Source organism: Paenibacillus mangrovi, assembly GCF_022898935.1.
In the GTDB taxonomy this organism is placed as follows: Bacteria; Bacillota; Bacilli; order Paenibacillales; family Paenibacillaceae; genus Paenibacillus_AQ; species Paenibacillus_AQ mangrovi.
Genome location: NZ_JALIRP010000011.1, coordinates 73,290 through 97,606 on the forward strand (window position 1 = coordinate 73,290; position 24,317 = coordinate 97,606).

At 48.8% G+C, this 24,317-nt stretch carries 26 protein-coding genes; 15 read left to right on the plus strand and 11 right to left on the minus strand.

All coding sequences use genetic code 11. The annotated features are described in order from the left end of the window. Window positions 1-96 precede the first annotated feature (96 nt). From MUG84_RS22125 to MUG84_RS22135, 3 genes are all read left to right on the plus strand, one after another. Window positions 97-576 carry a hypothetical protein gene (locus MUG84_RS22125; protein WP_244729019.1) on the plus strand — a complete coding sequence of 160 codons (480 nt, stop codon included), beginning with the start codon at window positions 97-99 and terminating at the stop codon, window positions 574-576. Between the two features lie 328 nt (window positions 577-904). Next, on the plus strand, window positions 905-5,503 hold the full coding sequence (gltB, locus tag MUG84_RS22130) for a glutamate synthase large subunit (RefSeq protein WP_244729021.1): 4,599 nt from the start codon (window positions 905-907) through the stop codon (window positions 5,501-5,503). Between the two features lie 383 nt (window positions 5,504-5,886). Beyond that, window positions 5,887-6,033, plus strand: a complete 147-nt coding sequence (locus tag MUG84_RS22135; protein WP_244729023.1) for a hypothetical protein — start codon at window positions 5,887-5,889, stop codon at window positions 6,031-6,033. A 70-nt stretch (window positions 6,034-6,103) separates the two neighbouring features. Here MUG84_RS22135 and MUG84_RS22140 read toward each other — a convergent pair whose 3' ends face one another. Beyond that, window positions 6,104-6,472 (minus strand): helix-turn-helix domain-containing protein, encoded by a 369-nt coding sequence (locus MUG84_RS22140; protein WP_244729025.1) that lies wholly within the window; start codon window positions 6,470-6,472, stop codon window positions 6,104-6,106. Window positions 6,473-6,692: 220 nt separating this feature from the next. On the opposite strand from MUG84_RS22140, the gene MUG84_RS22145 reads away from it, so the two are divergent. The 5 genes from MUG84_RS22145 to MUG84_RS22165 all read left to right on the plus strand — a co-directional run bounded on the left by MUG84_RS22145 (window position 6,693) and on the right by MUG84_RS22165 (window position 11,110). Beyond that, window positions 6,693-7,112, plus strand: a complete 420-nt coding sequence (locus tag MUG84_RS22145; RefSeq protein WP_244729028.1) for a hypothetical protein — start codon at window positions 6,693-6,695, stop codon at window positions 7,110-7,112. 190 nt (window positions 7,113-7,302) lie between these two features. Continuing rightward, window positions 7,303-7,962, plus strand: coding sequence for a sugar transferase (locus MUG84_RS22150; protein WP_244729168.1), 660 nt, complete (start codon window positions 7,303-7,305; stop codon window positions 7,960-7,962). A 63-nt stretch (window positions 7,963-8,025) separates the two neighbouring features. Beyond that, window positions 8,026-9,009, plus strand: a complete 984-nt coding sequence (locus tag MUG84_RS22155; RefSeq protein WP_244729030.1) for an LCP family glycopolymer transferase — start codon at window positions 8,026-8,028, stop codon at window positions 9,007-9,009. Between the two features lie 411 nt (window positions 9,010-9,420). Continuing rightward, complete coding sequence (locus tag MUG84_RS22160; protein WP_244729033.1) at window positions 9,421-10,335, plus strand: ABC transporter ATP-binding protein; 915 nt, start codon at window positions 9,421-9,423, stop codon at window positions 10,333-10,335. Continuing rightward, window positions 10,328-11,110: an ABC transporter permease gene (locus tag MUG84_RS22165; RefSeq protein ID WP_244729034.1), complete on the plus strand. Its 783-nt coding sequence runs from the start codon at window positions 10,328-10,330 to the stop codon at window positions 11,108-11,110. The genes MUG84_RS22160 and MUG84_RS22165 overlap by 8 nt, the downstream gene beginning before the upstream one ends. Before the next feature lie 81 nt (window positions 11,111-11,191). Here the strand turns inward: MUG84_RS22165 and MUG84_RS22170 are convergent, their stop codons facing one another. Continuing rightward, window positions 11,192-11,614 carry a bactofilin family protein gene (locus MUG84_RS22170; protein WP_244729035.1) on the minus strand — a complete coding sequence of 141 codons (423 nt, stop codon included), beginning with the start codon at window positions 11,612-11,614 and terminating at the stop codon, window positions 11,192-11,194. 9 nt (window positions 11,615-11,623) lie between these two features. Then, window positions 11,624-12,634: a M23 family metallopeptidase gene (locus tag MUG84_RS22175; protein WP_244729036.1), complete on the minus strand. Its 1,011-nt coding sequence runs from the start codon at window positions 12,632-12,634 to the stop codon at window positions 11,624-11,626. 205 nt (window positions 12,635-12,839) lie between these two features. On the opposite strand from MUG84_RS22175, the gene cls reads away from it, so the two are divergent. Beyond that, complete coding sequence (gene cls, locus MUG84_RS22180; protein WP_244729037.1) at window positions 12,840-14,270, plus strand: cardiolipin synthase; 1,431 nt, start codon at window positions 12,840-12,842, stop codon at window positions 14,268-14,270. Window positions 14,271-14,300: 30 nt separating this feature from the next. Here the strand turns inward: cls and MUG84_RS22185 are convergent, their stop codons facing one another. After that, window positions 14,301-14,624, minus strand: a complete 324-nt coding sequence (locus MUG84_RS22185) for a YnfA family protein (protein WP_280521456.1) — start codon at window positions 14,622-14,624, stop codon at window positions 14,301-14,303. A 227-nt stretch (window positions 14,625-14,851) separates the two neighbouring features. Here MUG84_RS22185 and MUG84_RS22190 point away from each other — a divergent pair, with 227 nt between their 5' ends. After that, window positions 14,852-15,682: a YitT family protein gene (locus MUG84_RS22190; protein WP_244729173.1), complete on the plus strand. Its 831-nt coding sequence runs from the start codon at window positions 14,852-14,854 to the stop codon at window positions 15,680-15,682. 22 nt (window positions 15,683-15,704) lie between these two features. On the opposite strand, the gene ligD is transcribed toward MUG84_RS22190, so the two are convergent. The 3 genes from ligD to ku all read right to left on the minus strand — a co-directional run bounded on the left by ligD (window position 15,705) and on the right by ku (window position 18,569). Next, window positions 15,705-16,607, minus strand: a complete 903-nt coding sequence (ligD, locus tag MUG84_RS22195) for a non-homologous end-joining DNA ligase (RefSeq protein ID WP_244729175.1) — start codon at window positions 16,605-16,607, stop codon at window positions 15,705-15,707. Between the two features lie 79 nt (window positions 16,608-16,686). Beyond that, window positions 16,687-17,628, minus strand: a complete 942-nt coding sequence (locus MUG84_RS22200) for an ATP-dependent DNA ligase (RefSeq protein ID WP_244729039.1) — start codon at window positions 17,626-17,628, stop codon at window positions 16,687-16,689. Window positions 17,629-17,651: 23 nt separating this feature from the next. Then, window positions 17,652-18,569, minus strand: coding sequence for a non-homologous end joining protein Ku (gene ku, locus MUG84_RS22205; RefSeq protein ID WP_244729040.1), 918 nt, complete (start codon window positions 18,567-18,569; stop codon window positions 17,652-17,654). Between the two features lie 187 nt (window positions 18,570-18,756). On the opposite strand from ku, the gene MUG84_RS22210 reads away from it, so the two are divergent. After that, on the plus strand, window positions 18,757-19,059 hold the full coding sequence (locus MUG84_RS22210) for a hypothetical protein (protein ID WP_244729042.1): 303 nt from the start codon (window positions 18,757-18,759) through the stop codon (window positions 19,057-19,059). 57 nt (window positions 19,060-19,116) lie between these two features. Then, the gene (locus tag MUG84_RS22215; RefSeq protein WP_244729044.1) at window positions 19,117-19,299 is read left to right on the plus strand and encodes an H-type small acid-soluble spore protein; all 183 of its coding nucleotides are present in this window, start codon (window positions 19,117-19,119) and stop codon (window positions 19,297-19,299) included. Between the two features lie 181 nt (window positions 19,300-19,480). On the opposite strand, the gene MUG84_RS22220 is transcribed toward MUG84_RS22215, so the two are convergent. Genes MUG84_RS22220 through MUG84_RS22235 form a run of 4 tightly spaced genes read right to left on the minus strand, consistent with a single transcriptional unit; the run spans window position 19,481 to window position 22,148 of the window. Beyond that, window positions 19,481-19,825 (minus strand): EamA family transporter, encoded by a 345-nt coding sequence (locus MUG84_RS22220; RefSeq protein ID WP_244729046.1) that lies wholly within the window; start codon window positions 19,823-19,825, stop codon window positions 19,481-19,483. Next, the gene (locus MUG84_RS22225; RefSeq protein ID WP_244729048.1) at window positions 19,809-20,162 is read right to left on the minus strand and encodes a DUF2304 domain-containing protein; all 354 of its coding nucleotides are present in this window, start codon (window positions 20,160-20,162) and stop codon (window positions 19,809-19,811) included. Before MUG84_RS22225 ends, MUG84_RS22220 begins: the two co-directional genes overlap by 17 nt. Continuing rightward, entirely contained in the window at window positions 20,159-20,863 is a 705-nt protein-coding gene (locus MUG84_RS22230) for a glycosyltransferase family 2 protein (RefSeq protein ID WP_244729050.1), read from the minus strand. Before MUG84_RS22230 ends, MUG84_RS22225 begins: the two co-directional genes overlap by 4 nt. Then, the gene (locus MUG84_RS22235) at window positions 20,832-22,148 is read right to left on the minus strand and encodes an ArnT family glycosyltransferase (RefSeq protein ID WP_244729053.1); all 1,317 of its coding nucleotides are present in this window, start codon (window positions 22,146-22,148) and stop codon (window positions 20,832-20,834) included. Before MUG84_RS22235 ends, MUG84_RS22230 begins: the two co-directional genes overlap by 32 nt. 168 nt (window positions 22,149-22,316) lie before the next feature. Here MUG84_RS22235 and MUG84_RS22240 point away from each other — a divergent pair, with 168 nt between their 5' ends. From MUG84_RS22240 to tsaB, 3 genes are all read left to right on the plus strand, one after another. Continuing rightward, window positions 22,317-22,943 (plus strand): hypothetical protein, encoded by a 627-nt coding sequence (locus MUG84_RS22240; RefSeq protein ID WP_244729055.1) that lies wholly within the window; start codon window positions 22,317-22,319, stop codon window positions 22,941-22,943. 112 nt (window positions 22,944-23,055) lie between these two features. Continuing rightward, complete coding sequence (tsaE, locus tag MUG84_RS22245) at window positions 23,056-23,550, plus strand: tRNA (adenosine(37)-N6)-threonylcarbamoyltransferase complex ATPase subunit type 1 TsaE (RefSeq protein ID WP_280521457.1); 495 nt, start codon at window positions 23,056-23,058, stop codon at window positions 23,548-23,550. Beyond that, window positions 23,547-24,317, plus strand: a complete 771-nt coding sequence (tsaB, locus tag MUG84_RS22250) for a tRNA (adenosine(37)-N6)-threonylcarbamoyltransferase complex dimerization subunit type 1 TsaB (protein ID WP_244729057.1) — start codon at window positions 23,547-23,549, stop codon at window positions 24,315-24,317. The genes tsaE and tsaB overlap by 4 nt, the downstream gene beginning before the upstream one ends.

The window sequence follows — 24,317 nt, forward strand, 5'->3', positions numbered from 1 at the left end:
TAATATTGTTGTTTTCGTAAGAATTGTTGCTATCTTGACCATACTGATAAAAGGTTGACTTCTAAGCAAGTACATTGGAGTTAGAGGATGGTTAATATGAGAGACGAATTAAGTATAAATATCTATTTAGATGAAACAGATACTCCGTTTTCAAGATACTATAGCTTAGAAGATGTTCACCTAAGCTCTGATCTTGAAGATTTTATTTTGGCAAAGCTACACAGTGGAAGAAGAAAAGAAGTAGAAATATTTTATTTAGGTCAGAATGATTTTGACGAAAAGTCATTACAGGCTGCCACATTTAACACTTTTTCTGACATCTTGAACGAAGAGGAATATACATATGCTAGAAATGTCAAAAAGTCTATTGTTTTGTTTGTGCTTGGTATTATTGTTGGGGTGATATTCTTGAAGTATTCAACTACTCATGCCTATATTGCAGGAGTCTTAAGCATTGTATGTTGGGTTTTTATTTGGGCAGGTACAGAGGTTTATTTTTTTGATAATCAGCAAATCAAACAAAAAATTAGAAAATGCAGGAATATTCTAAATGCGAATGTGTGCAAAAATGAATAATTATTCACTATAAGTATTATTTAATCTAAAAACGATTTAATGCAGTAGTGCAAACCATTGTTTATCGGGATCATAAAAACTTTAAATTGCGCAGGTTAGAGGGCAGTGTTAAAATAAAAAAACCAATTCTTGCTGAATAAATATCAAAGTTAGAAATGAATAACCTTTCCCCATAGCAACAAGGTTGTCCGCGGTTGTATGTTTACCCCATTCCCCAGTTAATAGTCACTGTTTTGTTCTTGCAGCCAATGTCGTCTCAACTATGGTTATGTTTGCTGTACCCGGATTTAAGTCATTATTCATTCTGAAGATAGAAAGGTTGCTTTCCATGAGACATACGGTACTTCCCCCTAAACAGGGACTTTATGATCCGCAGTTTGAAAAAGATGCTTGTGGCATGGGGTTTGTTGCTCATATCAAGGGCCGGGCTTCCCATGAAATTGTTAGCCAGGCGCTGACGATGCTGGAAAATATGGAGCATCGCGGCGGTCAGGGCAGTGAGCCTAATTCCGGTGACGGAGCCGGTATTATGCTGCAAATTCCCCACCGTTTCTTTGCCGAAGAGGCGCAAATACAAGGTTTTGAACTTCCAGAAGCAGGCCAATATGGTGTCGGCATGCTGTTTCTTTCCCATGATGAGGCCGTTCGTGAGGCTCATGAGAGCCGGCTGATTCAGATTATTAAGGAAGAAGGGCAGTCTTTTCTGGGTTTCCGCGACGTGCCTACCTATGATGAAATGCTGGGAAAATCGGCGAAGGAAGCTAAGCCGTATGTGCGCCAAGTATTTATCGGACGCAGCAGCGATCTGATGGAAGACCTGGATTTTGAACGCAAGCTGTACATTATCCGCAGACGCGCTGAACTGGCGATCCGCTACGGCGGAACGCCGGAAGGAGAAACCTTCTATATTTCCAGTCTATCCTGCCGGAAAATCGTATATAAAGGCATGCTGACCACCGTACAGGTGGGACAGTTCTACCTTGACCTGCAGAACAAGACGGTTGAGACCGCAATTGCACTGGTTCACTCCCGTTTTAGTACGAATACTTTCCCGAGCTGGGAGCGTGCGCATCCATACCGTTTCATGATCCACAACGGCGAGATCAATACGCTGCGCGGCAACGTGAACTGGATGCATGCTCGCCAATCCCTGTTCAAAAGTGAAGTTTTCGGCAGCGATTTGGACAAAGTGAAGCCGGTGATCAATCCGGATGGTTCGGATACCGCGATGTTTGACAATACGTTCGAATTCCTCTATCTCAGCGGACGTTCCTTGCCGCATGTGGCCATGATGATGGTGCCTGAGCCTTGGAACAACGACGCGGGTATGAGCGAAACGAAAAAAGCATTTTATGAATACCACAGTTCGCTAATGGAGCCTTGGGATGGCCCTGCCGCGATGGCATTTACGGACGGCGTGCAGATCGGGGCGATTCTTGACCGCAACGGTCTGAGACCTTCCCGTTATTATGTAACGAAAGACGACTTAATCGTATTGTCTTCCGAAGCAGGCGTCCTCGACATTCTACCTGAAAACGTGCTTTACAAGGACCGCCTGCGTCCAGGCAGAATGCTGCTTGTTGATACTAAGGAAGGGCGCATTATTTCCGATGAGGAAGTCAAAGCGCAGATTTCTTCCGAGCAGCCTTACCGTAATTGGCTCGACGAACATCTGATCAATCTGGAAGAGCTGCCGGATGCGCCGGAGCTTCCGGATCCGAAGCATGATAACGTTACACAGCTGCAGCTGGCCTTCGGCTATACGTTCGAGGAGCTGCGCAAGGTGCTAGAGCCGATGGCTTCGACCGGCATGGAAGCTCTCGCTTCGATGGGCTACGATGCTCCGCTGGCCGTATTGTCTGATAAGCCGCAGCGGCTGTACAACTACTTTAAGCAAATGTTCGCGCAGGTGACGAACCCGCCGATCGACGCGATCCGCGAAGAGATCATTACTTCGACGGCAACAACGATCGGACCGGAGCGCAATCTGCTGCATCCTGAGCCGGAAAGCTGCCGTCAGATTCGTTTGGATACGCCGATCCTTTCCAATGAGGATTTTGCGAAAATCCGCCATGTGCACCGTCCGGGCTTCAAGTCGATGACGATCCCGATCTTCTTTACGGCAGCAGATGGAGTGGAAGGACTGCGTCAGGCGCTGGACGGACTTTGCATTGCTGCCGACCGCGTCATCGGCAAAGGCCATAACATTCTGATCCTGTCCGACCGCGGCGTTGATCGTGAGAATGCGGCAATTCCGGCGCTTCTGGCTGTATCCTGCCTGCATCATCACTTGATCCGTCAGGGCACGCGTACAAAGGTGAGCATTCTGCTCGAGTCCGGCGAACCGCGTGAAGTGCATCATTATGCGCTGCTGCTCGGCTACGGCGTCAGCGCGGTCAATCCGTACCTGGCGTTTGAAACGCTGGACGACATGATCCGCCAGGGACTGCTGCGCGGCGTAACGCATGAGAAAGCGGTCAAAAATTATATCAAGGCTTCGACAAAGAGCGTGGTTAAAATCCTCTCCAAAATGGGGATTTCCACGATTCAATCCTACCGTGGAGCACAGATTTTCGAAGCGGTCGGCCTGAAAGAGGAATTCGTAGAGAAGTACTTTACCAATACGCCTACCCGCATCGCAGGCATCGGGCTGGAAGAGGTTGCAGCCGAGGCGCTGGCCCATCATAACCGTGCTTTTACGGACAAGGACGGAAGCGACATGGTGCTGGATTCCGGCGGCGAATACCAATGGCGTAAAGACGGGGAAGAGCATCTCTTTAACCCGCAAACGATCCATCTGCTGCAGCAGGCTGTTCGAACCGGCGATTATAAGGTGTATAAAAAATATGCCAAGCTGGTGCAAGGCGAAAATGAGCAGAAGATGACGATCCGTTCCTTGCTGAAGCTGAAACCGGTTGGACCTGCAGTACCGCTGGAAGAGGTTGAACCGATCGAGTCCATCATGCGCCGCTTCAAAACAGGAGCCATGTCGTTTGGCTCCATCAGCAAGGAAGCGCATGAAAGCTTGGCGATCGCGATGAACCGCATCGGCGGCAAGAGCAACACCGGCGAAGGCGGCGAGGATCCTGCTCGCTACATTCCGGATGCGAATGGCGACTCCCGCCGCAGTGCGATCAAGCAGGTGGCATCAGGCCGGTTTGGCGTCACGTCGAACTACCTGGTCAATGCCGATGAAATTCAGATCAAGATGGCCCAAGGCGCCAAGCCGGGTGAAGGTGGACAGCTTCCTGGCCGCAAGGTGTATCCATGGGTTGCCGAGGTCCGCGGCTCTACTCCGGGGGTAGGTCTGATTTCACCTCCTCCGCATCATGACATTTACTCGATCGAGGATTTGGCGGAGCTGATCTATGATCTGAAGAATGCCAATCCTCGTGCCAATATTAACGTGAAGCTGGTATCTGAAGTCGGCGTCGGTACGATCGCTGCCGGCGTGGCCAAAGGCAGAGCCGACATCATTCTGGTGAGCGGTTATGACGGAGGCACGGGCGCATCCCCTCAAAGCTCTATCCGTCATGCGGGCATGCCGTGGGAGCTGGGTCTGGCCGAAACGCATCAGACGCTGATCCTGAACAATCTGCGTGATCGTGTCGTACTCGAAACGGACGGTAAAATGCTGAACGGCCGAGACCTGGCCGTGGCAGCACTGCTGGGTGCCGAAGAATACGGCTTCTCCACAGCGCCGCTGATCGCACTTGGATGCATCATGATGCGCGTCTGCCAAATGGATACCTGTCCAGTTGGCGTGGCGACGCAGAATCCGGAGCTGCGCAAGCATTTTATGGGTGATCCGGCGCATGTCGTAAACTTTATGAAATTCGTGGCAGAGGACCTGCGCGAGTTGATGGCTGAGCTTGGATTCCGCACCATTCAGGAAATGATTGGACGTACAGACTGCCTGGATGCCGAAGTTGTTAATGAACATTGGAAGAAGCAGGGGATTGACTTGTCCGCGCTGCTGCACACACCGGAAATGCCGGAAGGAAGTACACGCTTCAACAGCAAGACGCAAAATCATGGTCTGGAAGAAACGCTGGATATGCGTTATCTGCTTGACATGGGTGCTCCTGCTCTTGAGAGGGGCGCAGCCGTGCAGGGCACACTCCCGATTACCAACGTGGACCGCGCTGTCGGCACCATCCTGGGCAGTGAAGTCACGCGGAAATTCGGAGCAGCTGGACTTCCAGAGGATACGATTTCCATCACGTTTACAGGCACTGCAGGCCAGAGCTTCGGGGCTTTTGTTCCAAAGGGCATGACGCTGACGGTTGTAGGTGATGCCAACGACTATACAGGCAAGGGTCTTTCCGGCGGTAAGCTGATCGTGAAGCCTTCGGACAAATCGACCTTCAAGGCGGAGGAGAATATCATTATCGGCAACACCGCATTTTACGGTGCAACCAGCGGTGAAGCCTACATTAATGGTATTGCCGGCGAACGCTTTGCTGTCCGTAACTCCGGCGCTGCGGTCGTTGTAGAAGGCGTAGGTGATCATGGCTGTGAATATATGACAGGCGGACGCGTGGTTGTACTGGGCGGCACAGGACGGAACTTTGCAGCCGGTATGTCCGGCGGTATCGCCTATGTATATGATCCTGAGAACACCTTTATTCAGCGCTGCAACCTGGAAATGGTATTGCTCGAGCGGGTGGAGGAAGCCGAAGAGGCGGAAGAGCTGAAGGATCTGATCCAGAAGCATGTGTCCTATACCGGAAGCGCCATGGGCCACAAGGTTCTGGAGAACTGGGGGCAAAGCCTGGAGCAGTTCGTAAGGGTTATTCCGAAGGATTACAAACGGATGACACAGCATATTCGCAAGGTTCAGGAGAAAGGATTGACCGGGGAAGCGGCGCTGCTGGCGGCTTTTGAAGCTAATATGCGTGAGCTAGCGAGAACCGGGAGTCAATAAGTCATAAGTTTTACATGAACGTGCAAAATTGACCGAAATGGGTCTGTAATTTTGGCTCCGAATGGAGATTGAAATCGCAGGCCCATTTTTTTCGACAAAAATAGAACCGGATTTCGAAGACAAACTTTCCATCAGACGACAGTATCGTGATAATACCTGGGATATAATAAAAAGGACCTAGCACTTCAAGACTGTTGGCGGATGAATTCAGACAATCGGGCAGTCATTTGATCCTATTTTTAAGATATCAGAACGTATAAACTTCACGAAACGCATCCTGATATCGCAAGAATAACTATCCCTAAAGACGTCTTTCTTCTATGAGAGTACATCGATAGACTTTATTTTTATGAAAATCGATGAGTGGAGCGAGGGTATCTTCGATGAGAGATGAGAAGGAATTTGGAGCCGAAGCACGGACCAATAACGACAATCCAGCACAAATGCAATTAGATATCCTGAAGGTGCTGGAGCAATGCGGGATACACCCTGAAAGCTGGCATAACTACGTGGAACAACAGGATCGATAAAATATACTAAAACCGTCACCATAATCTAAAAAGACCTCAGCAGCTCTATGCCACTGAGGTTTTTTTCTGTTTATTTCATGGAGCGCTCCATACGTACAAAAGCAATAAACCGTCTCGCTTCTTCTTCTGTAAGACTTCGTCCGTCTACCGTTAAATTGAACCTCTTCAGCAAATCTTCGTCTGATAGTTCCAATTGATCTACAAAATCGCGAACTCCCTGATCCATAACCTGCTTAGGCTGCGCCGTACGACCAATCAGATAGTCTATGGAAACTTCGAATTTATCGGCAAGCTTGGTGAGAATTTCAAAATCAGGTTTGCGGCGGTTCTTTTCATAGTGGGAGAGTGCGGCTCTTGTGATACCGAGTGATTGGGCTAATTCTTCTTGAGTCCATCCTCGTTGATCCCGCAGTTCTGCGATGCGATTATCATGATTCATGAATTAATCTCCTCCGATTACCTGCATGATTTTCTTATTCAAGTAACAAATTGTATCGAACTCACCGTTTAAGTCCTAAAAAAAGAATTGACTAGTTACAATTTGTATCGTAAAGTAAAAAATGTAAATGATACTATTTGTATCTTTATAGAAACAATATGTATCAATAAGCAGTGTAGTCAATATCCTTACTTTTATACCATAAGGCAGGGTTGAACCCATGAATATGTTGACGGCATACGGAAAACCTCTTCAAACGTACATATCCATTCATCAAATCGGTGAAAATGCTATTTTTTTAAACCGTTCCCGTCCGGTTGTCTTATGGGATCTTGAATCCCAAATGCTCGTCTTCATCAGCGATTTGAACTTCCCACTTTTGCCTGAGATCCGGCTGTGCTTTGACATCGAGTGTCAAGGAGAGCTCTTATGCCGGACTTACGGCAAGCTGCTTTGGAAAGAAAACAGCCTGACGGAGGCTATACAGTATGGCGTCCTGCTTGAGCCTGGGGAGGTGAATATAGCAAAAAAAATCACCCACACCCTCATGGGCGGCAGAATCGACGATCACAAGTATGATTTTCATATGGATCTCATGAATGACAAAGGTAGCGGTCAAATCTTTGATATTTTTACTTAATCATTTTGGCTAGGAATAAAGACATTTTACTATATTTATCAAAGGGCTGCATAGTGCTTTTGCCGAAGGTTTTACAAAATAGCCACTGAAACCGCAAAACCCAATCTGTTAAGCGAGGGATGGATCTTGAGCAGTTTGATTTTTTATAAGCGGGTTACCTATGAATAGTATAAATCCGTTAAAAAATACAATGGAATCCGGCCGTCAGCTTGAATCAATACCGCTGTTTGAAACGAAAAACCGCAATTTGTTCCGGATCAATAAACGAATCCAGGATATATGTCTCTCTCTTCTTGGGCTTATTTTGTTGTCTCCGCTGCTGCTCCTAATCTCGCTCCTGATTAAAGCTGAGGATCCCAAAGGTGCGGTTATTTTTGCCCAGACCCGGGTAGGAAAGAACGGAAAGACATTTAAAATGTACAAATTCCGCTCCATGGTTCGTGATGCAGAGAAAATGCTGGGGAAGCTGATGGAACAGAACGAGGTCAGCGGAGCCATGTTTAAAATGAAAAATGACCCCAGAATTACCCGCGTGGGTCGTTTTATCCGTAAAACGAGTCTGGATGAGCTCCCTCAGCTGTTTAATGTGCTCAAAGGGGATATGAGTCTGGTTGGTCCGAGGCCACCGCTGCCGCGGGAAGTGGATGACTATACTTCCTATGACATGATGAGGCTTCTGGTCGTGCCCGGCTGTACAGGGTTGTGGCAGATCAGCGGCAGAAACCACGTGGGATTTCAGGAAATGGTGGAGCTCGATCTCGAATACATACGCAATCAATCCTTTTTCAAGGATATGGTGATTTTATTCAAGACCGTGAAAGTGTTTTTCGGAGAGGATAATGCTTACTGATTCGTAAAGCTTTGCCGCTCCCTGTCAGCGAGGGTGTAATCAGAAAGGTGGATGGTCTAATCCATGCGAAAATGGGTTGTAATCCTCACTTCAGTATTTATCGTCATCTTGCTGGGCGTGGCCGGATATGCGGCATATATTTATCAATCCGTCAAAACGACAGCCCACCAGATCTACGAGAAAAGAGATGCTACGGTTCAGCCGAAACCGGTCAGTATGGAGGGGAAATCCACTCCGAGTACTTCAGCCGCAGGTGCGGGCGTTACTGAGCAGCCCAGCTCAGCCCAGGCAACGGCGCAGCCCATTAATCTCGAGGAGAAAAAGCCCTTCACGGTGCTTGTCCTAGGTGTGGATGAACGGGAACATGACAGAGGGCGCTCGGATGTGATGATCTTCATGACCGTCAATCCCGCGAAGCAAAGCATTCTCATGTTTAACATTCCGAGGGATACACGAACGGAGATTATCGGACACGGCACGGTGGATAAGATCAATCACGCATACGCGTTTGGCGGAGTGAACATGTCAGTCAAAACCGTTGAGCATTTTCTGGATTATCCTGTAAATTACTATATTAAAGTGAATATGGAAGGCTTTGCTCATTTGATTGATTCCATGGGGGGCGTTGAGGTCAACAATCCCTTTGCCTTCTATTATGAGGGACATCAGTTTGAGAAGGGCGACCTGCAATTGGATGGAGAGGAAGCGCTGCTCTACTCACGGATGCGTTATGACGATCCGCGCGGCGATATGGGCAGAAATACGAGGCAACGGCAAATTTTGAAGCAGGTGATCAAAAATTCGCTCAAAATTACGAATGTGGTCAAAATTGAGTCGCTCCTCGCCGAAGTGGGTGACAGCGTCAAGACGGATATCACTTTTGATGATATGAAGACTTTCTTGACGGATTACCGCACGGATTTGAAACAGATCGATCAGGTTGAGATCAGCGGCCAGGGAGAAAGAATCAATGGAATCTGGTATTATCTGGTCAGCGATAAAGAACGAAGCCGTATTCATAATCTGATCAAAGAGCATTTACAATAGAAGTTTTAGAGCCGAATACCGTTATGGAGCTGCTGTCCATAGCGGCTTTTTGCTTTTCAATCAGAATTGCTTGACATCAAATCGTGATTGATGTAGATTTCTGTTAGTGATACAAAACGTAACTTTTAATTCTAGTAATGATACAGTATTGACTTTAATAACCAAAGGAGAGGAAGTTGGTTCGGATGAACGATCAGCGGTACGTCTATTGCTTATGCTGTGAGAGAATGGTGCCCGCATCGGAAACGGCGTATATTTTCCGGACGGGATATTACCGTACCATTGTTCCTTTGGGCTATTGTGAAGATTGTTATAATCAGGCGGGAAAAGAGATCGATTTTCTGTATACGGGGTATTTGCAGAAAGGGTATGATACAATGAGGCGATAACCTACGATAAGGAGTGAAGCGGATGCAGCATGAACCGGTGGTTCGGCTGAAAGGAGTGACGAAGAAGGTTGCTTCCAAGATTCTAGTGGAAAATGTTACACTCGACATTCCGCCCGGGCAGGTCTTCGGTTTTCTTGGGCCCAATGGTGCAGGGAAAACAACGACGATCCGGATGATGGTCGGTTTGACCTCTATCAGCCAAGGAGATATCCAAATTTGTGGTTACAGCATTAAGGAGCATTTCGAAAAGGCCGTTTCTCATGTCGGCGCTATTGTTGAAAATCCGGAGATGTATAAGTTTTTGACGGGATACCAGAATCTACGGCACTTTGCCCGGATGATGACTGGCATTACCGAAGCGAGAATCCAGGAGGTAATCCAAGTTGTAGGTCTTAGTAACCGAATTCACGATAAGGTGCGAACCTATTCGCTTGGGATGAGACAGCGACTCGGCGTAGCTCAGGCTATCTTACACCGGCCCAAGCTGCTGATTCTGGACGAGCCTACGAATGGACTGGACCCACAAGGGATCCGGGAGCTTCGGGATTACCTGCGGCATTTGTGCCATGAAGAGGGGACAACGGTTTTTGTCTCCAGCCATCTGCTATCTGAAATGGAACTCATGTGCGATAGTGTCGCGATCATTCAAAATGGACGCTTGATTGATGTTCGTTCGCTTAATAACAGCAGTGGAGAAGGGCAAGGCTCGGCGGCGGAAACGGCATTTCTGGTTGATGAGCCAGATAAGGCGCTTTCCATCCTTGGAAGTGGTACGCAGCAGGGCAGCCTCATTACTTTAAAGCTGACCCGGGACGAAATTGCCGAGACGAATGCAAGACTCGTGCAGGCGGGAATCAAGGTGTATAGCATACATAACGTCACCCGTTCGCTGGAAGAACAGTTCCTGGAAATGACAGGGGGTGACCAGATTGGGTAATTTTTTGGGCCTCGTGCAAAATGAAAACATGAAAATTTACCGTCGTGCCCGGACCTGGGTAATGCTCGGGATACTTATCATTGTCACCCTGTTGATTCCGGTGCTGTTTTCAATGGTGGACTATGAAGGGAACACCTCTGTTTGGGACAGCGTCGTTCTGAGCACTACCTTTACTTTTTATTTATGTACGATCTTTTCGGTCATCGTCGCGGCGGATTCCGTGGCAGGCGAGTTCTCATGGGGAACGATCAAGCTGCTCCTGATCAGACCATGGAGCCGTTCCAAAATTCTGCTATCCAAGTATGTTTCAGTGATTCTGTTCAGTTTGCTCAGCACGCTGCTGCTTGCAGGAGTATCGATCCTGATATCTAGTCTCCTGTTCTCCAGCACCGTGGAGAGCGGCCTGTTCCCCCCAGGGAAAAGCGGACTAGCATTTACACTCCAATATATTTTTTGCAATTATGTTAATTTGTTTATTACGGTTGCGATCGCGTTTATGCTCTCGACCGTTTTCCGTTCAGGAGGTCTCGCGATTGGGCTTTCCCTGTTCATCATGTTTACCAAAGGAATATTCACGAGTCTGTTTGATCCTGATCGGTATGCATGGGCCAAATATTTGATCTTCACGCAAATGGACCTTACGAAATATCTGCAAAGCGGCGAGGGACCGGGTGGCACAACGCTGGGCTTTTCGCTTGCTGTACTTGCCGTGTATTATATCGTCTTTCTGGCCGTTTCCTGGTATGTCTTCAGTAAGAGGGACATTGCCGCTTAAAGCCTTCGAATATGTCAAAAGCCCGCTGCAGCACGGAGTGTGGATTCGTTCACACCCCCGCTGCGGCGGGCTTTTTTGTGTTTAGATAGCTTCCGTTTCCACAAGGCATACATCAGCGGCAGGAAGCGAACTCGGCTGTTCATCCTTCTTGGGCTCCATTTTGCTGGACCCATTCAGAATTCCACCCTCGGTAATCACCAGGGATGTGGCGGCGAGCACGTCTCCGTACATTTGACCGGTAGAGGTGATCGTCAGCTTGTCTTCCGCCTGGACATCCCCGTAAACTTTTCCAGCAATAATGACCTCTCTAGCCTTAATGTCAGAGCGGGCGACCGCATGCTCGCCGACCGTGACACAGGCCCGGCTCTCGATGATTCCGTTGAATGTACCTTCAATACGCACATTGGCCTCGCAGGATAGAGCTCCTTCGACTTCAGTCCCCCGCCCAACCAGGGAATCGGTAGGCATGAATGCGTTTTTGGATGCTTTGGATCTGCCCAACATAGTACCTCCTTAATTGATTTCAGAATTGGTCGAACGGATATAAGAGAGTGGGTTGACGGGTTTATCCTGCTTGACGACCTGGAAATGAAGATGAGGTCCGGTGCTGCGCCCGGTTGAGCCGAGGAGGGCGATCTGTTCGCCTTTGTCGACCGAATCGCCTTCATTCACCTGTATCTTACTGAGATGCATATACCAGGTTTGCAGCCCGTTCGGGTGTTCGATGACGACATACCGGCCGCGCGCTCCGCCTTGCTCTGCTGTAACCACTTTACCTGCGCCTGCGGCGTATACGGGTCCACCGTCTTCTCCAGCAATATCAATGCCCGCATGGAAGGCGGCTTTGCCTGTAAAAGGATCCGTCCGATAACCGAAGCTGGAGGTCATCACCTTGGAGGCGGTTGGCCATAATGTTGGATCTCCCGAAATTTGCGTCTCTGTTTCCTGGGCTTTTTTCAGCGTGTGGGGGACCGTACTTTCCATTGTTTTCAGCAGCTCCTGCATTTCCTGAAAGTCGTCTTTCGTCTCCTGGGCAAGATCCAGCATTTCATTATCATACACGGCAATGAACTCGCCCCCGACATGCTCTGAAGCGTCCCAGGACAGGGAAGACACTTTATCCTTGGAATCGTCCGTGGACATGCTTGTGCTGTGTTTGTCGATAAACTTCTGCAGCTGCTGTTCCAGCTCATCCACATGCTCCATTTTCTGCTGCATATCCTTCGCCTGGGATGACAGTTTGATCATTTCATTTTGCAGGCGCTCGATGGATTGCTCGCGGCTGTTCACCGAGCTCTGAAGCTGGAGGTTTTTCATATGTTCAAGGTTAACCTTCTGTTCCAGGTGAGAGATGACCTGGGAAGAATGAGCCTGCAGGGCAAGCACGAGACCGGACAACGAGAGAACGGCGGCTGCGGGGACGGCCAACATCAAGGGCTTGGACAGATGAATCTGCTTCACCGAACGCTGGGCGTCCCGCATGACCAGGAGTGTCATACGTCGATTGGCGGTTGCACTTTTCATGGCAGCTCCTTTCTGTAGCGTCATTATACTTGTCTTATAATCTATGTATTCGATATAAGCCCGAAACATGTCTAAAATGTTACCAATTACTGCCCTCGCGTCTAGTGCGAGCCTCTTGAGGGGAAGTGTTGAATAAAGAAGGCTTGGTTTGGTCAATGATGGATAAATAACCGATCGGCATTTTTTCCGGCAAGGAGGCTGCCCTATGGTGTGGCTGCTGTCCGCACTTATTATTTTTATTTTTCAGATCGCTACGATTCTGCTGCTTGAATTCCGCAATCCTTCGAAAACGATCGCATGGTTGTTCATCCTGTTCTGCTGTCCGATCATTGGCTTTGTCGTTTACTGTTTTGTGGCGCAGGATTACAAGGCAAGAAGACAGGTCCGTACCCGGGGATCGCGGCTGTTCCGGCAGATACGTTCCATTCTATGGAGCCGGGCGGTGATAGTGAAAGAAATAGGAGAGATGCATAATCCCGAATTCGAGCATCAGGAGCGGCTGTTCAACCTGCTATCCAAGCTGTCGGAAAGTCCGATTACAGGCTGCAACGCCAGCAGGGTACTGACGGACGGGGAAGAGGCTTTTGGCGCCATGTTGAAGGCGATGGAAGCGGCAAGGGAGCATATACATATCGAGTTTTATATTTTCCGGCATGATGTAATCGGAACCCAGTTCCAGGAGATCATGATCAGAAAAGCGAAGGAAGGCGTCAAGGTCCGGTTCATGTGTGACGGGCTGGGAAGCTATAAGCTGAAGCGGGAGTTTGTGGAGAAGCTGAAGGAGGCCGGAGTGCAGTTTTACTTCTTTTTGCCGCCGCTGCTGGCTTTTATCGACCGGCGCATCAACTACCGTAATCATCGCAAAATTATCGTGGTGGATGGATTGACCGGATTCGTAGGCGGACTGAACGTTGGGGATGATTATTTGGGTCAATATCCGAATATGGGTTACTGGAGAGACACTCATCTGCAAATCCAAGGTGACGCCGTCTATTATTTGCAAAACGTGTTCCTGAATGATTGGCAGCTGGCGTCAGGGGAAAAGATCGTGGATCCCGCACTTTATCCCGAACATGCATGCGAAGCCGATGAGCAGATTCAGATTATCAGCAGCGGTCCGGATCAGAACTGGAATGCCATCCAGGAGCTGTGCTTCTCGGCCATTTCGGTGGCGAAAAAAAGAATCTGGATTACTTCGCCGTACTTTATTCCTGATCCGGGGGTTTATGAAGGGATGAAGACGGCTGCCGTAAGCGGGGTGGATGTAAGAATCATTATTCCATGGAGATCAGATTCGAGACTGGTTCATCTGGCTTCGCTCTCGTATGTAGAAGAGCTGCTGCTGGCGGGCGTAAGGTTCTACCAATATCAGAAAGGCTTCATTCATGCCAAAGTGATGATCGTAGATCAGCTGCTGGCTTCGGTCGGCACCGCCAACATGGATATGCGCAGCTTCTTCTGCAATTTTGAATTGACGGCTGCGCTGTTTGAACAATCTTCAATAGAGCGGCTTGCAGCCGACTTTGAGGAGGACATGCGAGTGAGTCGTGAAATGACGAAGAAGGAGTTCCAGGAGCGGGCGTTTCTGCACAAAAAAGCTGAGATGCTCTGCCGCATGTTATCTCCGCTGCTGTAGATGCGGCTTCCGTGTGGGAGCTGCTTTACTTCAGGAGCGGGGAGCCCACAGTATGACGGCAACGCCTGCCAGACAAAGCATAGCTCCGATCCAGTCATACAGGTCAGGGGGATTTTTGTCGATGCCCCATCCCCATAGGAGCGCGAGTACGATAAAAACACCTCCATATGCGGCATACACGCGGCCAAAAGAGGGATAGTGCTGCAGCGTGGGAATAATGCCGTACAGAACAAGCACCACGGCGCCAACCACTCCGTACCACCAAGGCTTGGACTCCTTAATCCAGAGCCATACCAGGTATCCGCCGCCGATCTCTGCCAAGCCGGCTAACAAAAATAAAATTATGGATCTCATGATAGAATATCTCCCATCGCATTAATACTTAGACAGAAACTATGATATAATATTAAAGAGCAATAATCACGGGAAAAGACTTTCCGTGTTATTTATATTCACACCAAATTAATAAGAATCGGGGGAATTCGATGGCTGGATCTTCTTCTAATACCCAGACTGCGGATAGGGCTAAGCTTCCGCATGGAGAGCCGCAACCGCTAAACGTACCGACTTCTAAGCTTAGAATGTTAAAGCGCATCATCGTCATGCTGATCGGAGCAAGCATGGTCTCCGTCGCACTGGAAATTTTTCTAGTGAACAACAATATTATTGATGGCGGAATCACCGGTATCTCCATTATGCTATCCCACCTCTTTCATTTGCCACTAGGTATTTTTCTAACGTTACTCAATCTTCCCTTTCTGTTTCTCGGTTATAAGCAAATTGGTAAAACCTTTGCGTTCTCAACGCTTGCGGCGGTTCTTGTCATGTCCGTAGGCACATCACTGCTTGCGCCAGTCAAACCGATAACCTTTGATCCGCTGCTTGCCGCTATTTTCGGCGGAGTCATTCTTGGAGCAGGCGTCGGCCTAGTTATTCGTGCCGGGGGATCTACGGACGGCAGTGAAATTGTCGCGATTCTGATCAATAAGAAATCCCCTTTTTCCGTTGGTGAGATCATCATGTTCATCAATGTATTTATTCTTACGAGTGCAGGCTTTGTATTCGGATGGAATAACGCCATGTACTCGCTGATCGCCTACTTTATCGCTTTTAAAGTGATTGATATCACCAACGAAGGGATCGACCAGTCCAAATCTGTATGGATTATCAGCGACAAATATAAAGAGATTGGCGATGCTCTGACCTCTCGTCTTGGGCGCGGCGTGACATATTTGGAGGGTGAGGGAGCATACTCCGGTGACAGCAAAAAGGTTATTTTCGTTGTCATCACCCGTCTGGAAGAAGCCAAACTGAAGTCCATCGTCGGAGACTGGGACCCGGATGCGTTTCTCGCGGTTGGTAATATCCATGACGTTAAGGGCGGTCGGTTTAAGAAAAAGGATATACATTAGTATAAAAGCCCGGAAGATAATTTTATCTTCCGGGCTTTGTTGTGCTCAGATGACGGATGACCTGCTCTACCGGCTGCGGCGGCAGGGCGGCGATCAAATCCCCGGTCTTCTTCAAACGCTCTTCGATATTAAGCAGGTGAAAGTCAAGCGGCGACACATTGCTTTCGACCTCTTCCCAGTGGAGCGGCGTGGATACGGTGGCACCGGGTCTGGCCCGAGGAGTGTAAGGCGCCGCAAGGGTTTTACCTTGATAATGTTGAAGGTAATCGAAATAGATTTTATCACCGCGGTTTTTCTTCAGCCGCTCCAGCGTGAATAAATCCGGATGCTTTTCCGTAACGAACCTTCCGACAAAATGTCCAATCACCCTGAGCTCATCGAACGTAATGCCTTGGTTGATCGGTACGATGATCTGAACACCCGTAGCTCCCGAGGTTTTCGGTACTGAAGCAAGCCCGAGTGATTGCAGCACCTTTCCTACAATAGAAGCGGCCTCCATAATGCGCGGCTCCTCCGGAAGCGAGGGATCGAGATCAATCATCCACTCGCATGGTAGGGTGCTGCCGGCGTAATGAAGCGAAGGGTGAAACTCCAGCACAGCGAGATTGCCAAGCCACAGCAGCTCGGGCAGCTCATTCAGCAAAATATAATGGATGCCGTCCTGCTCGGCTGTCTTTACATAAGGCGGAAGCGGATCGGGAGCATTTTTCTGATAAAAAAATTCTCCCGGAACCCCGTGCGGATAACGGATCGTCGTAAGTAGCCGGTTCTGGCAGTAACGCAGCAGATAAGGCGCGATTGCAGCCAGCTTTTGCAAATACATCGACTTGGTGACGCCCATCTCTGGCCACAGCGGCTTGTCCGGATTCGTAATGGGAATCTCATGGCCTTCAATGGTAATGGAACCTTTCACAGTGCGCGGCATCATGATACCTCCGTTTAAATTGATGGCGGATGTCACTTTAGGGAGCAAAAACCGGCTAGGCTGGATCGACGATGGATGCTCACTGGCCCAGCTTGCAGTCTTCTGGAGATACATCCACAAACGCCTGAATACTCGGCTGCCGCAGGGTTCCCCCGGGCGTCCATTCCAGAAAGTGTACCTTTACAACCCAATCGGGGTGGATCCATACCGCTCCTTTTTGGCGTTCTGTCTGGTTGGCAAAAGGTTTGTCCTTCTGGGTCATCCCTACAGCTTCCTCCGTGATTCTTCGCCAGTCGGCGACTCCCAGTTTCCCGGTTCCCGCATGTCCAATATAAATGAGCCTGCCGGAATCATCATAGAGTCCCAGAAGTAGGGCATTCACGATCCGATCGCGGTAAGTCACCCCGCCAACCACGGCATTGACGTCCTGAATGTTCTTTCGCTTTTGCCACCGCTTGTCCTTGCCGTTCACGGCGTACACGCTGCCCAGGTCTTTGACCACAATGCCTTCAAGCTGATGCTGCTTGGACACTTCGTAGAGCAAAGGGATATCCTGATAGCTGGGCACCTGCTGGACATGAGGATTTGGAATCAGCACCTGTTCGAGTAAGGCTTGCCGTTTGTGGAGAGGCTTGGAGGTTACCCAGGCTCCGTTGTGGTATAAAATATCAAAAACCATATAGACGATCGGCACCTGCTTAACGCGAGCCCGAATTTGCTGCTCCTGGCGGAGGCTGTCCCTTTTCATAACTTGATGAAAGGAAGGTACGCCGTTTACCAGAGCAATGATCTCTCCATCCAAAATGACCGATTCGGCTTTGCAGTAAGCCGCTGTATCCCATAGTTCGGGATACTGGCGCGTACGGTTGTTGCCTTTACGGTTGATGAGCTCGGTCTCTTCGCCATCGTAATATACCAGCATGCGTACGCCATCCCATTTGATCTGGGCGATCCATTTATCCCCGGAAGGGAGGCTGTCCGACATAATCGGCTCAAACGGCTTCAATGGGGTCAGCTTCACAGGCACTTCTCCTTTGGATCAGGTTAGGACACGGTTTCATTTTTCTTCGTCGTTTTACGCCGCTTTGGCTTAGGACCTTCTGCACCTGCGGCTTGTTTGTCTTCTGCGGCGGTCGTTTTGGTTTTCGTTTTGGTGGCTTTCTTTGGTTTGCCGGGATCTGTTGCTGTGAGTGTTGGCTTGGCCGCTTCGATACTGGCTTGCAGGGCAGCCATGAGATCGATGACATTCGTCTCCTGTTTGGCAGGCGCGATCTTGATCTCTTCGCCGGTCACCTTATGCTCGATGAGTTTAAGCAGGCGTTCACGGTAATCATCCGTATACTTTTGCGGGTCAAAAGGTGTGGACAGCTGATCGATAAGCATTTGTGCCATACCTAGCTCTTTTTCGTTTACGGTGATGTTCTCCGGCAAATTCGGTACCTGCGTTACCGGGCGGATCTCATCGGGATAAAACATCGTTTCGATAGCAAGGCATTCCTCCAGTACACGGATGGCCGCCAGGCTGCTTTTGGAGCGGATGGAGATTTTGGCAATACCGATTTTGCCGCTCTGGCGCATGGCTTCCTTCAGAAGCTGATAGGCATTGCCTCCGGCCTGATCCGGAGCGAGATAATACGTTTTTTGAAAATAAATCGGATCGATCTCCGACAAATCCACAAAATCCAGAATTGCGATGCTTTTGTTCGCCTGCTCGGTAATTTGCTCAAGCTCTTCCTTTTCAAACAAGACGAATTTGCTTTTTTCGTATTCATAACCCTTGGAGATTTCCTCCCACTCGACCTCTTTCTCGCAAATCGGACATTTGCGAACATAGGATAGGGGGCTGCCGCACTCCTTATGTACATATCGCATGGAGATATCCTTGTCTTCCGTCGCCGAGAACATTTTAACAGGCACATGGACAAGTCCGAAGCTAATCGCGCCTTTCCAAACCGTATGCATTTTTAGCCGCTCCTTTTTTTCGTTTTCGTATATTGCTTTGTTCCTTATAGTATGGGTATTTTTAGCCCGATCTATGACATCAAAATGGAAGAAATAGAAGGATATTCACTTATTTTACATGCTTTTTTCCTGAAAAGGACATACTGAGGGAAGTGCATTCCATTTTTACGGGTCAGGAGGCAACCAAATGCAGAAAAATCAGAATGAAGATCAGCATGAGGATTTTCATGCCGCGGAGATCAAAAGGTATGAACAGGTATCCGAGAATATGCAGGCCACGAGCTTTATGCATGGAAACGGCATAGATTGGGAGAACTTTACATCGCCGGAGCAGACCATCACCCATGAAAGCCACATGTTTGACATCGACCGAATGATCAATGAGGGACTTGGCGGTGGCGAAATTACGACGGACAACGGATTTATCGGTGAAAGTACGACGGACTCCATGGTGCCGGAATCGAAGGAGAATAAGTCAGGCCAGCAATAATCGGATTGAGTGAATCTATGTCATCTGTAATGAATAAAAGAAAGGATGGATTATAATATGGACGTAAAACGAGCGCTTGAGATCTATACGGATAAAAACCATAACTTTGAAGTGAAGCTGGAAGGCCAGCCGGTCTGGATTGAAAATGTCGATGAGGTACATGGCATGGCGACCGTGCAGGTAGGCCCAAACCCGACCAACACGCAGACTGTTAAGGTGGAGCGTTTGCAGGAAGATTAGACAATACGGAATGGTAAGACCCGTTAGCCGGTAATGGCTGCGGGTTTTTTGTTGTTCAGTGCCGAGCTTGATCCAAATAAAAACAAGCCGAAGCACAAGTAACCATGCACTCCGACTTGCTTTTTTTGAGATGATGTGGGATGAATTTTCGTTTTTGTGGAATGCATAGAATGGCCTGCATCTATTTCACGATTAAATAGGCACCGAATATGATGACAGCAACTCCGGCAATTTTGGTGATACTCATCGTCTCGTGAAAGAGAAAATATGCCGGAATTAAGGCCAGGACGTATGCGAGGCTTTGCAGTGGATAAGCAACGCTTAGCGGCAGTCTGGACAAGACAGCGAACCACAAAAGAGTAGCCAGTCCATACAGGCACAGTCCGCTCCAGATATGGACGGAAGAGATGAGCTTCATCCAGTGGAGGCCGCCGCTGTTTTGCAAACCTAACTTGAACAGAATTTGGCCACACACAAGCAGGATGATATTAAGCAGCAGCAGGATATAACTAACGATTGTGTTCATGAAGTTCCGAGCCCTTTCCTTTTAGAATCGTGATCTCCTGTGTTAGGCGCAGTACTTGTTGGCTAAGCTTCGTAATCACAATGGTCAAATGCAGGATGAACACGAAACAGAACAAAAGACCAAACAGAAAAAGAAGCGCGGGAGCGTATTCGATATGCAGCCAACCTGCAAGCTTTTCGATCCATTTTACATTCAGCGAAATGACTAGCAGCAGGACACCCATCAAAATCCAGAGCAATGAATACTGCTCCTTCAGCTTGCGGAGTCTTACCAGTTCAAGGATCGTAATTAAAAAGACAAGTGAAAACAAGATGGACAGCAGATAAATATTCATCATGATGTAGGTTTCACCTCATTGAAACGGACAGCGCTAATCAGAACGGACAGGGTCACCTTTACCATATAATAAGCTGACTTAATCGGAGTGATGGACGATTTTCCCGTTTCTCTCTGGCGCATCTCCGCCTTCACTTCAACCAGTCTGCATTTCTTGCGGGTCAAGTACACGATGGACTCCACTTCGGGATAATCGATCGGATAATAGTTCGCGTAAAGCTCAATAACCCTACGTCCTGCGGCCCGAAATCCGCTGGTGGTATCAGTGAACCGCTGCCTGGTAACGAGACTGACAAGCATGGAAAAGAAACGGATGCCCAGTTTTCGCATGAAAGAGGAGCGGTAGGATGTTTTCTCCAAAAAGCGGGAGCCGATCACCATATCATTTTCCTGAATCTCGGACAAAAGACTTTGAAGATCGGCCGCGGCATGCTGCCCATCCGCATCCATTTGAACGGCGACATCATAGTTATGATCGCGGGCATACATGTATCCGGTTTGCATCCCCCCGCCAATCCCGACATTAAAGGGCATGCTGAGTACGATGGCGCCAGCTTCTTTGGCAACGGCTGCTGTGTGATCCGTGGATCCGTCATTAATGACCAGAATATCGACTTCGGGCATATAGCTTTGAATTTCGTGAATAACATGCTGAATGCTCAGCTCCTCATTATATGCCGGGATGATCACCAATACTTTCAACGTGCTTATTCACCTCTTTTCTGTTGGTCTTGGCTTTTTGGAAGGCTGAGAGTGCTTGAGCGATAGCATAACTTGCAAACATGACAAAAATGAAAGTCATCGGGTAACCGTACCTGGACATTGCCACGAACGGAAGATGAATCGCGGTGAAATAAGCTATTGTCAAAAGCACCGGAAGCAGAGGCTTCCAGTTCTTGCGAATACATGCCCAAACCATACCGACGAGTCCGGCCGATACAATCACGATTTGGATCGTCCACACGACGGCTTTTCGGATGGAAAAGATATCATGCAGATAGAAAGGAACCAGATAAAGAGAGTAAAATCTGCCGATGGTGTAATGGTAAATATATTTAAGAGGATCGTGCACAAGGCCGTATTTCAGGATATCAAGCCCTTTGGCAATCGCATCCGAATCGGAACCCATAAATATGGTTTTAGGGTCGTACTGCGGATAAGCGGCAAAAAATCCGGCGGAAGGAAGCTGATAATTCATCCGCGTTCCCAGCAGAAACGGACTGCCTGCCGAGCTTGTAAATAAAATGAAATGACCGAAGGTGAAAACATTCCGGATCCACCATGGGAGCAGCAGCACAATATAGGCAGCCAGAATGGTGGCGGTGAACCGGACGATCTCCTTAAACGAATAGCGGTATGCAAGCCATAAGAAAAGCATCATGCACGGAAACAAGGAGGCTTGCGGCTTGAAATAGGCTGACGCTGCTGTCAGCAGCCCGACGACGATGTACCAAGACGTTTTTCTGGAATGAAGAGCAGTGATCATGGCACAGAGAAGCAGCAGAATAATGGTGCGGTACGTGCCTTCGGTCAGGACGGAACCGGAAGTGAAGTAATCCGGAAGATAAAGCGCGACCAGTACGGTCGAGATGACGGCAACCCGGTGATTAAAGGTATATCTGGCGATATGATAGACCGGGAAAATACATAAAGCCTGCAGAAGGGATTGAAAGATTCTGAAGGCGGTCACGCCCCCATGCTCTTCCCCGAAAATGGCCATAAAGCCGCTTAATAGGATCGGCAGACCCGGCATAATAAAAGCGGAAGGCTTGTCTCCTGAATTATAGACAAGTGTTCCTTCTTGAAGCAGCACTCTGGCGCTGTGAATATACTTCACGTCATCATTGTTTAGTTTGAGAGGGTCCCCGAGCAGGAGACGGTCGCCATGAACCAGCACCACGATCACTGACAAGATAAATACGGCGGATGAAACGATCAGCAAAAATCGTCTTGTTGAAGCTTCCTCTTTAATGTAAGTAGAAAACAAAGCTTTTACCTCCAAGTAGAAATATTGCAGTGCTACCTATGTATAACAATCCTGAAGCCAAAAAGTTGGATATTGCGGGGAAGAAACGACCTATGATCCTTCCAATTATTAGGTTACAATATTTAGAAGTGAAAGTATATTATTCTTCTATTGACAGAGGTAGGGTTTATGAAAAAAATGTTCTGGAGCATCGCAATATGTGCAGCCGGCCTTGCGTGCTTTTATATCTTTTTTATAGATGGCACATACAGAACGCCGGTTCAGGCGATTGAACAGGCGAGACATTTGGATGAACCTATTGAAATTGTGCAGGAGATAGAGAAAGGCAACGGAGAAATGGTGTTCTATCTGCGGTATATCAACCGGCGCAATACAAAACCTGTGATTTCTGCGGATTATACGGAACGGACCCTTATGGGCTGGAGGTGGGTTTCCGGCGGCGGACATACGCTGATGGAGACAGATGATGCGATGAGCCCACAGGCGAAGCTGGATATGGAATGGTCAGCGCAGTGGATTCCGGGAGAGGACGGAACGCCGTTTCCAATGCTTTTCGGGGCTGTCGTGAATCCGGACATCGCCAAGGTAGAAGTGACGGACGTCAAGACAGGTACTACGAAGCCTGCAAAGATGATCAACGCCCGGCCGGATATGAGAATTTGGTATTTGCTTGTTGATGGGTCCCGAGGAAATGATTATACGATGCAGGCATTGTCGGAATACGGGCATGTACTCAGTACGCAGCAGTGGAATCCAAATAATGGACCCGAGATACGAGAGGATGGTATAAAATGAAGAAGGAAATGAACATGATACACCTTCACACATCCTTGCGGGAGCGGGGACAGACCGATATAATTAAGGACAAGTTATGACATGGAATTGATACTGAAGGTGGGTCAAGGGATTGGAACATAATCAGAACGGGGAACCGTTTGTGTATACCTCCCATAGTCCGAAGGATACCGAGATGCTGGCGGAATGGCTTGCGAAAGCAGCGGTACCCGGAACTGTAATCGGTCTGGATGGCGATTTGGGAGCAGGGAAAACGGCATTTTCACAGTCATTTGCCAAGCACTTGGGTGTGAAGGGAGTTGTAAACAGCCCTACGTTTACCATCATTAAGGAATATGAGGGGCGTCTGCCTTTCTATCATATGGATGTGTACCGGGTGTCTCTGGAAGAGGCGGAGGACCTTGGGCTTGATGAATATTTTTACGGCAGCGGGGTATCTCTCGTGGAATGGTCGCAAATCGTCGAGGAGCTGCTGCCGAAGCCGCATCTGCATCTTTACATCGAGACCACCGGTGAGACTGAGCGGAGAATTACGGTACAGGGTTACGGAGAACCCTATGAAGAATGGTGCAGAAGTCTGAAACAGAATGGAGTCTTTACAGAATGAATCAACCACAATCACAGCCGCTTAAGCGGTTTTTGGCGCTGGATACGTCCACCGCATGTCTTGCCTTGGCCGTTATGGAAAATGATAAAGTGCTGCACACTGTCAAAGCCGCCGGGGAACGCAATCATTCGGTTCACTTGCTTCCTCTCGTTCAAAAAGGGCTCGGAGAAGCCGGCGTAGCATCGAGCGATGTGGATGGCATTGCCGTGGGAGTCGGACCTGGATCCTATACGGGAACTCGCATTGCCGTTACGGCAGCCAAGACGTTGGCCTGGGCCTGGAACATTCCGGTTGCCGGAATCTCAAGCCTGCAGGCTTTTGGATGGAGCGGCCTGATTACCGCTGCAGATCGGAGTGCAGGGGAGAACTGGGTTATTCCTTTGATGGATGCCAGAAGAGGGCAAGCTTACACGGCTCTATTTCAGGCAAAAGGAAGCAGCATGCCGGTGCGCATAAAAGAGGATGCCATCCGTTTGATGGACAATTGGGTGGAAGAGATCGAACGGTTGCTGAAGGAGACGCCGGAGGAACAACAGCCGGAAGGCGTCTGGTTTGTTGGCGATACCGGTAATCATGATGCTGCGGCTGAGCGTCTTCAAGCGCTGCTGGGCGACCGCCTTCATATCACTTTAAGTGATATGGAAGGTGAGCCGGTGGGCCGGCTAGGAGCGGAACGTCTTATGCGCGGTGAAGAAGATGACGTGCACCGGCTGGTGCCGAATTATACCCAGCTGGCAGAGGCCGAGAAGCTTCTGCGGAAGCCGTGA